Raw genomic sequence first — 12,552 nt, 5'->3', positions numbered from 1 at the left:
GCGCCTCGGTCAGGAGCGGGCGTCGAGCCGGACGTTCCAGAAGCGCGGCTTGGCCGGGGCCCAGCCCTTGAAGCCCACCACGTTCTTGCGCATGGCCGTGGCGTCGCTGGCGTTGAACAGCACGATCATCGGCACGTCCTGCAGCATCTGCTTGTGCATTTCGTCGAACAGCACCTGGCGGCGCGCCTTGTCGCGCGAGACCATCGATTCGGTGAGGCGGGTCTGCGCATACGGGCTGTCCCACACCTTGCGCGGCTGCGCAGCCTTGTCGCCGGACACCATCTCGTAGTTGAGCGAGGGGTCGATGCGCGCCGAGTAGATGAAGGCCATGCTCTGGTACTGGCCCTTGGTGTAGCGGTCGAGCTGCGTGGCCCAGTCGAGCACCTCGAGCTCGACGTTGATGCCGGCTTCGGACGCCATCGCCTGCACCAGCACGGCGGCCGAGTACAGCGCCTCGTAGCGCTTGTTGGCCATGAGCTTGATCGGCTGGCCGCGGTAGCCGGCTTCGGCCAGCAGCTTCCTGGCGGCCGGAACGTCGCGCTTGAAGCCGCCCGTCTGCACGGCGCTGTAGTAGGGGCTGGACGAAGGCACGGCCGAGTTGTTGACGGCCGACAGCCCTTCGGTGACCGACTTCGCAATCTCGGGCGTGTCGAGCGCCAGCGCCAGGGCGCGGCGCATGCGCACGTCTTTCAGCACCGGGTCGTTGGTCTGCAGCAGCAGCGCGACCATGGTCATCACCGGCGTGGTGTCGACCACGACGTCGCTGCGCCCTCGCATCTCGATCACGTCGGAGGGGCTGGGGCTGACGAAGGCGTCGATGCCGCCGCTGTACAGCGCGGCCTTGGCCGCGGCGGAGTCGGGAATGACGACGAAGCGCAGGTTTTCGATCTCGGCCTTCTTGCCGCCGGTGAGACCGTCGCGCGGCTCGCTGCGCGAGGTGTAGCCGTCGAAGCGCGTGAGCTCGATGTACTGGCCGCGCTTCCAGTCTTTCAGCTTGTAGGGACCGGTGCCCACGGGTTCTTTCCACTGGCCGTCGGCACCGACCGAGCTGCGGTGAATGATGGCAGCGCTGCCGCAGTCGGGCCGCGCCATCATCGTGAGGAACAGCGCGCTGGGGCGTTCGATCTTGAAGACCACGGTCTTGGGATTGGTTGCTTCCACCGAGAGCAATTTGGTCATGCCCTTGCCGTCGAACTCGGGCAGGCAGCGCCAGCCGCTGGTGGGCTTCAGGTAGCGCTGCCAGCTCCAGACCACGTCGTCGGCCGTCAGCACGGCGCCGTTCTGGAACTTCACGCCGTCGCGCAGCGTGAAGGTGTAGGTCAGGCCGTCGACCGAGGTGTCGATCTTGCTGGCCAGCATGGGGCCGACCGAGGTGTCTTCGCGCAGCGCGACCAACCCTTCGACGACGTGGATGAGCACGTTGTCGGTGTTGTCGTCGCGGCTGCCGCCAGGGTCGGTGGAGCGGATGTCGGAGTTGATCTGGATCCGCATCGTCTGGCCGGCGCCGGCGCCGGCACCGGGTTGGGCGCTGGCCGCGCCGGCGGCAAGGCCGAGGGCCAGCAGCGCGGCGGCGGCAGCGGCGGCAGCGGGAGGGCGGGATGGGGGCATGGGCACGGACATGGCGACACTCCTGGCGAAAGCTGGGCGGATCAGAGGGAATACTCGGTGAAGCGATGGGCCTTGAAGGGCGCCGGTGCAATGCGCATCTTTCGTGCCGCCGGGTCCATCACGATGGTTGCCACGGTGGCCGACGATGCGCCGCCGGGGCCGGCGCTCGGGCTGCGGCACACGGCGCGCGGTGCGCCGAAGCGGTCTTGCAGCGCGTCGAGCACGTCCTGTTCGGTGAGATCCCCCGCGCGCTTGGCGTGCAGCGCCTCGGTCACGCGGCGGTCGCGGTACAGCGAGTCGGGCGTGGTCTCCAGGCTGCGGTCGACCACGCGGGCCAGCGCCGCCGGTGTCTTGAAGTGGTTGGCGTGCACCAGGATGCCGGCCTCGGGCTGCTGCCAGAACACCTGCGCAGGGCAGGTCTCCAGGCTCACGGCCTCGCCCTCGGCGTGCGTGACGATCATGTTGTTGGAGATCGAGCGCGCGCTGCGGCACACCACGCCCAGTGCGTTGGCATACAGCTCCGACTGCAGGATGCCGCGGCGGATCAGCGCCAGCGGCACGCCTTGCTGCTGGCCGTCGCCATCGGCCTTGATGAAGTTGCCGGTGACGGCGATGCCGACACTGTTGAGGCCGGCGCGTGCCAGCGTGCCGGCTTCGGCAAAGGTCAGAATGGCGGGGCCCTTGGCGGGCTGGATGCGCAGCACCACGCCCAGCTCCAGGCTCTCGACGCGCCAGTCCCAGTTCTGTGCATGGATGAGCTTGCCGTCACGCGCGGCCGAGGGCATCACCACCACACCGGTGCAGCCGTCGGGCGGCTCGGTGGCTTCGAGCTGCTGGAAGGCATAGAGCATTTCGCTGCGCGCGTTGAGCGCCACGATGTCTTCGGGCGGCACGCCCGCGCCGTCGGCCACGCCCTCGATCTCGCGCAGCATGCCGGCGTCGAAGGCTTCGATGATCGGCATGAAGCGGCGTGCCAGTGCGCGGGTGCGATCCCAGCTCAGGCCCACGCGCTCGAAGGCCAGGCGGTAGGTGCGAAGGCTCAGGTCGATGCGGTCGCCGGCGGCGCGGCCGTACTGCTGGCCGCACTGGCGCGCGTCGCCTTCGATGTCGTAGAGGGGGAACGATTCGATGTCCATGGCTGTATCTCCTTGTCTCTGAGGTGTGGCGCGGTGCGGGGTCAGGCCGCCGCGTCCGTTGCCTGCGCAGTCTGCGCGATGGCGGCGCGCAGGCTGTCGATGATTTGGTCGATGTGCCGGCGCTCGATGGTGAACGGCGGCGATAGCGCAATGGTGTCGCCCACCGAGCGCACCAGCACGCCGCTTTCCAGGCAGTGCTGCGCCACGGTCTGTGCGTGCGTGCCGGGGCCTGAGGCCCATGCCTGCAGTTCGATGCCCGCGAGCAGGCCCACGTTGCGGATGTCGATCACGCCCGGCAGGCCGCGCAGTGCATGCAGGCCGTCTTCGAAGTACGGTGACAGCTCGGCCGCCTGGGCAATCAGGCCGTCTTCGGTGTACGCGTCGAGCGTGGCCATGGCGGCTGCGCAAGCCAGCGGATGGCCTGAGTAGGTGTAGCCATGCGACAGCTCGACCGCGCTCACGCTGCCGTGCATGAAAGCGTCGTGCACCGTGTCGCGCGTCAGCACCGCGCCCATGGGCACCGCGCCGTTGGTCAGGCCCTTGGCGGTGGTGATGATGTCGGGCGTCACACCGAAAAGGTCGGCCGCGAAGTTGCTGCCCAGGCGCCCGAAGCCGGTGATGACCTCGTCGAAGATCAGCAACACGCCGTGCTTGTCGCAGATTTCGCGCAGGCGTTTGAGGTAGCCGCGCGGCGGCGGCAGCACGCCCGTCGAACCTGCAACGGGCTCGACGATCACCGCGGCCACGGTCGAGGGGTCGTGCAGTGCGAGCATGGCTTCGAGCGCGTCGGCCTTGTCGATGCCGTGTTCCGGCTCACCGCGCGAGAAGGCATTGCGCGCCAGGTCGAGCGTGTGCGGCAGGTGATCGACGCCGTTGAGCAGCGGCCCGAAGGTGCTGCGCTGGCGCCCGATGCCACCCACCGAGATGCCGCCGAAACCCACGCCGTGGTACGAGCGTTCGCGGCCGATCAGCCGGTAGCGACCCGCGTCGCCGCGCGCCCGGTGGTAGGCCAGCGCGATCTTCAATGCGGTGTCGACCGACTCCGAACCCGAATTGGTGAAGAACACGTGGTTCATGCCCGCTGGCGCGAGCTGCGTGAGGCGCTGCGCCAGCTCGAAGGCGGCGGGGTGGCCGATCTGGAAATTCGAGGCGTAGTCGAGCAGGTCGATCTGCGCCTTCAGCGCCGCGCTGACGCGTGGGTTGCGGTGTCCGGCGTTCACGCACCACAGGCCGGCAATGGCGTCGAGCACGCGGCGACCGTCGGCCAGGTCGTAGTGCAGGCCTTCGCTGCCGACGATCAGGCGCGGCGACTGCTTGAACTTGCGGTTGGGGGTGAAGGGCATCCAGAACGCATCGAGCGAGGCGGGCGTGTTCGCTGCGTCGGCGGTTCGGGCGGGGGAGGAAGAGAGGGTGTCGGCTGGGGCCACGAGTTGTTTTCTCCGGTGGAAACGACCCGTATTTCGGGTCGGCGTGGGGCCGATCTTGAAACTCAAATTGTATTTTTAATGAGAGATGTACATGGTTTTTTATGGCGAAAAGTACAAAATGGCGCAATGATCGGCATCCTCCCACCCATTCCGGAGAACCATGGATGGCCCAGCAGATGGACAAGGCGAATCCGCCGCTCACGCAGCGCGTGAGCCGCTACATCCTCGACCAGGCGCTTGCCGGAGGCTACGAGAACGGCCGCCACATGACCGAGACCGACCTGGCGGGCCGGCTCGGCATTTCCCGCACGCCGGTGCGCGCCGCGCTGCGTTTCCTGCACGAGTGCGCGCTGCTGACGCATGTGCCCAACCGCGGCTACACCCTGGTCGCCGACCGCGAGGCGCTGGAGCAGGCGCGGCGCGAGATGCCGGAGGACGAGGAGAAGACCCTCTACTACCGCTTGCTGCGCGACCGCCTCGCGGGCAAGCTGCCCACGCGCGTCAACGAGCTCGAACTGGCGCAGACCTACGGTGTGCCGCGTGCGTTGCTTCGCAACGTGATGACCACGCTGCTGCAGGACGGTGTCTTGCGCGGGCGCCATTACCAGCGCTGGGAGTTCACCGAAACGCTGGATTCGGTCGAGAGCGAGCGCGAGAGCTACCGCTTTCGCCTCACGGTCGAATGCGCCGCGCTGCGCGAGCCCGGTTTCCAGCTGGAGCGCGAGCGGCTGCTGGCCTGCCGCGAGCAGCAGCAGGCGCTGCTGGCCCATGCCTCGCGCCACTCGTGGATGGAGTTCTTCGAGGCCAACGCACAGTTCCATGAACTGCTGGCGAGCGCTTCGGGCAACCGCTTCATCCTCGATGCCGTGCGCCAGCAGAACCGGCTACGCCGCATTTCAGACCTGTCCGACTACCCGCTCGTGAACATCGACCTGCTGCGCAAGTCGTGCCGCGAGCACCTGCAAATCCTCGATGCGGTCGAGGACGAGAAGCTCGGGCTTGCCGCGGAGCACATGCACGCCCACCTGAGCCGTGCCAGCGACATCCTGGAGCGCCGCGTGATGGGCGAGCTGGATACGCTCGGCGAATGAGCGCCACCGGAGGACCATGACACTCCCCGAAACGACGGTCGAGGTCCGCCAATGCCGCTGGCCATGTCATCGAATGACGCCTGCCAGACATGAACGCTGCCAGCGCGGCTGGCAGAGATGCCGTTTCGCAGATCCACACTACGGCCGGCTCGCCAGGGCGGGCAGCTGATCAAGGCCGCCGAGCAAAGGGCGTCACTCGACCTTCACCCCCGCCGCCTTGATTACCTGCGCCCATTTCTCGACCTCGGCCTTCTGGAAGGCGGCGATCTGGGCGGTCGTCAAGTCGGCCGGTTCCATGCCGAAGCCCTTCATCTTCTCCTGCATGTCGGGCTGCGCGAGGATGGTGCGGATCTCCTTGTGCAGCCGGTCGACGACCGGCGCCGGCGTGCCGGCCGGCACGAAGATGGCCTGCCACGACACGACCTCGAAGTCCTTCAGGCCCGCAATGCCCGATTCGGCGATCGTCGGCACGTCGGGCAGCGAGGCCAGGCGCTTGGCCGAGGTCACGGCGATGGCGCGCAGCTTGCCGCTCTGGATGTGCGGCGCGGCCACCACCGTGGTGTCGAACATCATGTCGACCTGGCCGCCGATCACGTCCTGGATCGCCGGGCCGCTGCCTTTGTAGGGCACATGCGTGAACTTCACGCCCGACTTGAAGGCCAGCAGCTCCAGCGACAGGTGCTGCGAGGTGCCGGTGCCGGCCGAGGCCGACGACAGCCCGCCTTGCTTGCCCTTGCTCGCATCGAGCACGTCCTTGAGCGTCTTGTAGGGGCTCGCGGCGTTGACCACCAGCACGACCGGGTTGGTTCCGATCAAGGTGACCGGTGCGAAGGACTTGATCGGGTCGTAGCCGATCTTCGGGTACAGGCTCACGTTGATGGCGTGCGAGCTGATGGTGCCGCCCAGCATCGTGTAGCCGTCGGGGGCCGCGCGCGAGGCGATCTCCGAGCCGACGCTGCCGCCCGCGCCGCCGCGGTTGTCGATCACGACGCTGGTGCCCAGCGCCGCGCCCAGCTTCTGGCTGATCAGGCGGCCGAGCACGTCGGTGGTGCCGCCGGCAGGGAAGGGCACCAGGTAGGTGATGGCCTTGCCGGTGGGCCAGGTGCTTTGGGCAAAGGCGGGCAGGGCGCCCGCGGCGAGGCTGGCGATGGCGGTCTGGATGAGGGTGCGGCGTTGCATGGTCTTGTCTCCGTTCGGTGGTCGAAAAGGGCCCGCAGACGCGACGCGCCTGAGGGAGGGTGCCGTGTTGTTCTAGGTCTTCGGCACGCGTTGGGTGAAGCCCGTCAAGGTTTCAGGTTCAGCTTGGTGATCAGGCTCTTGAAGTAGGTGTTGTCCTTGGCCAGCGTTTCCTTGAACACGGCGCCGTCGGTGTAGACGTAGCCCAGGTTCTGCTTGTCCATCACCTCGTGCATCAGCGGCTCGGCGGCGGTCTTGGCGGCGATCTCGCGCAGCCGCGCCATCACTTCGGGCGGTGTGTTCTTCGGCGCGCCGAGGCCGCGCCAGGTGCCGATCGAAAGATCGATGCCGCGCTCCTTGGCGGTCGGCACCTTCTCGAAGCCCTTGACGCGCTTGTCGGCCATCACCATCAGCACCTTGAGCTTGCCGCCCTGCACATGGGTCGTGACCTCGGCCGGGCTCACGGCCACGGCCTCGATGTGGCCGCCCAGCAGTGCCAGCACGGCGGGGGCCGCGCCCTGGAACGGGATGTGGTTGAACTTGGTGCCGGTCTTTTCCTCGAGCGCGGCGGCGGCCAGGTGCCAGATCGAGCCGTTGCCGGAGTTGCCCACGCGGATGCTCTCGGGCGCCTTCTTCGCGTCGGCGAGGAACTCCTCGACCGTGTTCCACGGTGCGTCGGACTTCACCGTGATCGCGGCCGGGTCGGCGTTGAGTTGCGCGATGGGCTGGAAGTCGTCGTAGTTGAACTTGGCCAGGCCCAGGTGCGGCAGCGTGAGCAGCTCGACCGTGAGCACGGCCAGCTTGTAGCCGTCGGGCCGCGCGTTGATGACCTCGGTCCAGCCGATCGCGCCGCCGGCACCGGGCCGGTTGACGATCACGATGCTCTGGTCGATGTGCTTGCGGCTCGCGTCGGCAAAGGCGCGTGCCAGGCCATCGGTGCCGCCGCCGGGCTGGTAGGGCACCAGCAGCTCGATGGTGCGGGTCGGGAACTTGGCGGTCTGCGCGGCGGCCGGTGCGGCGACGCCGAAGGCCAGCGCGGTGACGGCGGACAGCGCGGCGATGCGGCGCAGCAGGGGTTGGTGTTTCATGGGCTTTCGGATGTCTCTGATGTTGGAATGAAGAGGAAGCGGTGGGCGTCAGGGGATGGTCAGGGCATGTACTGCCCGCCGTTCACCTCGAGGATCTGCCCGGTCACGTAGCCCGAGAGCTGCGCCGAGGCGAGGTACAGGAAGGCGCCGGTGCAGTCGTCGGGCTCTCCGATGCGGCCCATCGGGATGCCGGCCTTGAAGGACTCGAGGATCGCGGGCGTGGAGAAGCGGTCCTGGAAGGGCGTCTGGATCACGCCCGGCGCCACCGCGTTGACGCGGATGTTGTCCGGGGCGAGCTCCTTGGCCAGGCCGTGCGTGGCAGTGCTCACGAAGCCCTTGGCACCCGCATAGAGGTAGGCGCCCGGCCCGCCGCCGTTGCGCGCGGCCACCGACGACACGTTCACGATGCTGCCGCCCTGGCCGCGCGCGCGCATCAGCGGCACCACCTCGCGGCAGAAGGCCAGCACCGAGCGCGCGTTGATGTGCAGCACCTCGTCGAACAGCGCGTCGTCGAACTCGGCGATGGGCGCACGCTTGACCAGGCTGCCTGCGTTGTTCACCAGCACGTCGATGCCGCCGAGCCGCGCGTGGGTGTCGCGCACCACGCGGGCGATGGCGCTCGAGTCGCGCACGTCGCCCTGGATCGCGAAGGCCTTGCCGCCGGCCTGGACGATGGTGTCGACCACGGCCTGCGCCGGCCCGGCCGACTGGTTGTAGTGCACGGCCACGCGCATGCCGCGCGCGCCGTAGGCGATGGCCACGGCCGCGCCGATGCCGGTGCTCGCACCGGTGACGAGGGCGGTCTTGCCTTGGAGGTCTTCCATGCTTTGTCTCTCTTTTCGAAGGTTGATTCAATGCGCAATGCGTCAGCCCAGAAACATCGCGGAACCGGCTTTGCCGGGCCGCTGGTGTTGCCCCCGGTGAGGGGGTTGGCGAAGCGACACGAAGTGCGCGAAGACTGGGGGAGAGCTCATGTCACTGGTGCGGGGTTGAAGAGCACCAATGCGTTGTGCAGTTTCCAGTGCTCGGCCCAGGTCTTCTTGCGGCCGCTGGCCACGTCGAGCATCAGCTGGAACATCTCCCAGCCGACGTCCGCGATGCTGGCGTCGCCGTCGGCGATGCGGCCCGCGTTGATGTCCATCAGGTCGTGCCACCGGCGCGCGAGGTCGGTGCGCGTCGCGACCTTGATCACCGGCACCTCGGCCAGGCCATAGGGCGTGCCGCGGCCGGTGGTGAACACGTGCAGGTTCATGCCTGCGGCCAGCTGCAGCGTGCCGCAGATGAAATCGCTCGCGGGCGTGGCCGCATAGAGCAGGCCCTTCTGCCGGGCCTTCTCACCCGGCGGCACCACGCCCGAGATCGGCGCGCTGCCGCTCTTGACGATCGAGCCCATGGCCTTCTCGACGATGTTCGACAGCCCGCCCTTCTTGTTGCCCGGCGTGGTGTTGGCGCTGCGGTCGACGCGACCCTTGTCGAGGTAGGCGTCGTACCAGGCCATCTCGCGGATCATGGCCTCGGCCACCGCGGGCGTGGTGGCGCGCGCGGTCAGCTGGTCGATGCCGTCGCGCACCTCGGTCACTTCCGAGAACATCACGGTCGCGCCCGCGCGCACCAGCAGGTCGGTGCAGAAGCCCACGGCCGGGTTGGCGGTCACGCCCGAGAACGCGTCGCTGCCGCCGCACTGCACGCCGACCACGAGTTCGCTCGCGGGCACGGTCTCGCGCCGGCGCGCGTTGAGGCGTTCGAGGTGTTCCTCGGCCTGGCGCAGGATGGAATCGACCATCGACATGAAGCCGACGTGCGCCTCGTCCTGCAGGCAGACCACGTCGAGCTTGGCCTCGGCCGTGTCGCCCGCACCGATGACGGCGGCCACGTTGCGCTCGTCGATCAGCGGGATCGTGCCCGGCGGCATCAGGCGCTCGGGCTGCAGCTTCTCGCAGCCCAGGCTGATCACCATGACCTCGCCGCCGAAGTTGGGGTTGAGGCTGATGTTGCGCAGCGTGCGGATCGGAATGATCGCGTCGGGCGCATCGATGGCCACGCCGCAGCCGTAGCCGTGCGCGAGGCCCACCACGCCGTCGACGTTGGGGTATCTGGGCAGCAGCTCGGCGCGGATGCGCTGCACCGCGAAATCGACCACGCCGGCCACGCACTGCACGGTCTGCGTGATCGCCAGCAGGTTGCGCGTGCCGACCGAGCCGTCGGGGTTGCGGTAGCCCTCGAAGCTGTAGCCCTCGAGCGGCGGCATGGCGGGCGCCGCGGCAGTGGCGATGGGCAGGCCTTCCAGCGAGCGCGCCTCGGGCATCCGCAGCAGCCGCTCGTGCACCCAGCTGCCCGCGGGGATGGGCTTGAGCGCATAGCCGATGGGCACGTCGTAGCGCCGCACCACGCCACCCTCGGGGATGTCCTCGAGCGCGACCTTGTGGGCCTGCGGCACCTTGTCGACCAGCACCAGGCCCGAGGCGAACACCGTGCCGGCGGGCAGGCCGCCGTCGTTGGCGACGATCGCGACGTTGTCCGCCGGATGCATGCTGATGGCGAGCGGTGTGGGGGCGTGGGGCGCATTCATGTTCTTGGAGCGTCGGCGTGAGGCAGTGGTCAGGGCAGATCGACGATCGTGACCCAGTTGGGGTTCTTCCCCGCCGGCGTGCGCGTGGCGGGGCCGGGGAGGCCGGTGGACGCATCGATCGGATGGACCGACACGCTGTGCGATTCCTGGCCCGCGGCAATGAGGAAGCGGCCTGAAGGGTCGATGGCGAAACCGCGCGGCGTCTTCTCGGTCGGCACCTGGCCCACGGTCTCGAGCCGGCCGGTGGCCGGGTCGACGCGGAAGCTCGACAGCGTGCTCGACGTGCGCTCCGATGCGTAGAGCGTGCGCCCGTCGGGCGACAGGTGCAGGTCGGCGCCCCAGGGCTTGCCGCTGAAGCCGGCCGGCAGGGTCGTCGTGCGCTGGACCGCTCGCAGAGTGCCGCGCGCGGCGTCGTAGGCCATCACGTGCAGGCCGGCGTCGAGTTCGTCGAGCACGTACATGTAGCGCTGTGCCTTGTCCCAGACGAAGTGGCGCGGCCCGGACTTCTCGGGCGCCACGGGGGTCAGGGCGGGCTCGTTGGCGACCAGCCTGCCGCTCTCGGCGTCGAAGCGCCAGCTCGACAGGTTGTCGCCACCCAGGCTGGTGGCGAAGACGAAGCGGTTGCTCGCGTCGGCATGGATGGCATGCGCGTTCGGCGCGGTCGGGATCAGCTGCTGCACCGCGCCGACGATGCCGTCCTTGTCGATGCTGTTGACGGTGATCTTGTGGCCCGGGTAGGAGGCCGCGAACAGCCATCGGCCGGTGGCGTCGGTGTCGATGTTGGCCATGCTGTCGGCCAGCGGCGCCTCGCCCAACTTGCGCAGCCTGCCGCTCGCCGGATCGATGGCCAGGCTCAGCACCCGGAAGGGTTGCGAGCGCAGCGCGACGTACAGCACGCGCCGGTTCGGCGACAGTGCCATCGGCATCGCCATGCCGCCGACAGGCACCGTCTCGACCGGCGTCAGCGTGCCGGCGCTGCGGTCGAGCGCATAGACCGACAGGTCCTGGCTGTCGGCGTTCGCGACATAGACCCAGGTGGCCGCCGACGCAGGAGCGCCGACGGACAAGGCCAGCGCGGTCAGGGCCGCGGCGACGTGCTTCCTGGTGCGGTGCATGGCCGGTGTGGTCATCGTGTGGGCTCCAGCGTTGGTTTCATTTCACTTCACCGACATGAACAGGCCGGGCAGCCAGGTGGAGAAGGCCGGCACGAAGGTCACCAGGCCCAGCGCGAAGATCAGTGCGCCGTAGAAGGGCCAGATGGTGCGCATCACCGTGCCCACCGACACGCCGCCGATCGCGCAGCCCACGAACTGCGTGGTGCCCACCGGCGGGGTGTTCAGGCCCAGTGCGCAGTTGATCAGCATCACGATGCCGAACTGCACCGAGGTCATGCCGTACTGCTGCGCGATCGGCAGGAAGATCGGCGTGCACAGCAGGATGGTCGCGGCCATGTCCAGGAAGGTGCCCAGCACGAACAGGATCACGTTGATCATCAGGAAGATGACCCAGGGCGTGCTGGTGATCTGCGACAGCATCTGGCCCGTGAGTTCGGCCACGCCGTAGAGGCTGATCAGGTAGCCGAATGTGCTCGAGATGCCGATCAGCAGCAGGATCACGCCGGTGGTGCGCACCGCCTTCGAGGCGGCCTTGATGAAGTGCTCCCACTTGAGCGTGCGGTACAGCAGGATGGTCAGCGCCAGTGCATAGAGCACGGCCACCGCAGCCGACTCGGTGGCGGTGAAGATGCCCGAGAGAATGCCGCCCAGGATCAGCACCACGATGAACAGGCCCGGCAGCGCTGCCGCGAAGGAACGCGCCACGATGGCCCAGCCCGGGAAGGTGCCGGCGGGGTAGCCGCGCTTCACGGCCACCAGGTAGGCGGCCGCGAGGTTGCTGATGGTCAGGATCAGCGCGGGCAGCAGCGCCGCGAGGATCAGTGCCGCGATCGACACCTTGCCGCCCGCGGCCAGCGAATAGATGATCAGGTTGTGGCTGGTGGGCATCAGCGCGCCCACCAGCGCCGCGTGCGTGGTCACGTTGACCGCGTAGTCGGCGTGGTAGCCCTCCTTCTTCATCATCGGGATCATCACCGCGCCCATGGCCGACACGTCGGCCACCGGCGAGCCCGAGACGCCGCCGAACAGCGTGCAGGCCACCACGTTCGACATGCCCAGCCCGCCGCGCACATGGCCCACCAGGTTGCGCGCGAAGTCGACGATGCGGTCGGCGATGCCGCCGTAGAGCATGAGCTCGCCGGCGAAGATGAAGAAGGGGATCGCGAGGAAGGAGAAGATGCCCATGCCCGAGGTCATCTGCTGGAAGCCCACCGCGAGCGGCAGGCCTTCGTAGGCCAGCGTGGCCAGGGCCGAAAGACCGATCGAGAACGCGACCGGCACGCCCAGCAGCAGGAACAGCGTGAAGGAGATGCAGAGAATCAGCAGAGGGATGGTCATGCGG

General features: G+C 68.3%; 10 protein-coding genes. 1 reads left to right on the top strand and 9 read right to left on the bottom strand.

All coding sequences use genetic code 11. From position 1 onward, the window contains the following. Window positions 1-9: 9 nt before the first annotated feature. The 3 genes from ACSFBC_RS24080 to aptA are packed head-to-tail and all read right to left on the bottom strand — an operon-like array spanning window position 10 to window position 4,171. Complete coding sequence (locus ACSFBC_RS24080; protein WP_435512855.1) at window positions 10-1,620, bottom strand: ABC transporter substrate-binding protein; 1,611 nt, start codon at window positions 1,618-1,620, stop codon at window positions 10-12. Window positions 1,621-1,649: 29 nt separating this feature from the next. Further along, on the bottom strand, window positions 1,650-2,744 hold the full coding sequence (locus tag ACSFBC_RS24075; RefSeq protein WP_435512854.1) for a C45 family autoproteolytic acyltransferase/hydrolase: 1,095 nt from the start codon (window positions 2,742-2,744) through the stop codon (window positions 1,650-1,652). A gap of 41 nt (window positions 2,745-2,785) precedes the next feature. Next, complete coding sequence (aptA, locus tag ACSFBC_RS24070; RefSeq protein WP_475544565.1) at window positions 2,786-4,171, bottom strand: omega-aminotransferase AptA; 1,386 nt, start codon at window positions 4,169-4,171, stop codon at window positions 2,786-2,788. 164 nt (window positions 4,172-4,335) lie between these two features. Here aptA and ACSFBC_RS24065 point away from each other — a divergent pair, with 164 nt between their 5' ends. Then, window positions 4,336-5,262 carry a GntR family transcriptional regulator gene (locus tag ACSFBC_RS24065; RefSeq protein ID WP_435512853.1) on the top strand — a complete coding sequence of 309 codons (927 nt, stop codon included), beginning with the start codon at window positions 4,336-4,338 and terminating at the stop codon, window positions 5,260-5,262. Between the two features lie 192 nt (window positions 5,263-5,454). Here the strand turns inward: ACSFBC_RS24065 and ACSFBC_RS24060 are convergent, their stop codons facing one another. The 6 genes from ACSFBC_RS24060 to ACSFBC_RS24035 form a co-directional block, all read right to left on the bottom strand. Further along, a complete protein-coding gene (locus ACSFBC_RS24060) occupies window positions 5,455-6,441 on the bottom strand; it encodes a Bug family tripartite tricarboxylate transporter substrate binding protein (protein ID WP_435512852.1) in 987 nt (328 codons plus the stop codon). 104 nt (window positions 6,442-6,545) lie between these two features. Next, window positions 6,546-7,526, bottom strand: coding sequence for a tripartite tricarboxylate transporter substrate binding protein (locus tag ACSFBC_RS24055; protein ID WP_435512851.1), 981 nt, complete (start codon window positions 7,524-7,526; stop codon window positions 6,546-6,548). Window positions 7,527-7,585: 59 nt separating this feature from the next. Continuing rightward, window positions 7,586-8,350 carry an SDR family NAD(P)-dependent oxidoreductase gene (locus tag ACSFBC_RS24050; RefSeq protein WP_435512850.1) on the bottom strand — a complete coding sequence of 255 codons (765 nt, stop codon included), beginning with the start codon at window positions 8,348-8,350 and terminating at the stop codon, window positions 7,586-7,588. 146 nt (window positions 8,351-8,496) lie between these two features. Then, a complete protein-coding gene (gene garD / locus ACSFBC_RS24045) occupies window positions 8,497-10,095 on the bottom strand; it encodes a galactarate dehydratase (RefSeq protein WP_435512849.1) in 1,599 nt (532 codons plus the stop codon). Between the two features lie 29 nt (window positions 10,096-10,124). Then, a complete protein-coding gene (locus ACSFBC_RS24040; protein ID WP_435512848.1) occupies window positions 10,125-11,225 on the bottom strand; it encodes a lactonase family protein in 1,101 nt (366 codons plus the stop codon). Between the two features lie 27 nt (window positions 11,226-11,252). Further along, complete coding sequence (locus ACSFBC_RS24035) at window positions 11,253-12,548, bottom strand: TRAP transporter large permease (RefSeq protein ID WP_435512847.1); 1,296 nt, start codon at window positions 12,546-12,548, stop codon at window positions 11,253-11,255. Window positions 12,549-12,552 lie beyond the last annotated feature (4 nt).

The sequence above is a fragment of the Variovorax frigidus genome (assembly GCF_051216515.1).
Lineage (GTDB): Bacteria > Pseudomonadota > Gammaproteobacteria > Burkholderiales > Burkholderiaceae_C > Variovorax.
The sequence above is the reverse complement of the archived record's forward strand: the minus strand, read 5'-3'. Positions and strand labels throughout refer to the sequence as shown.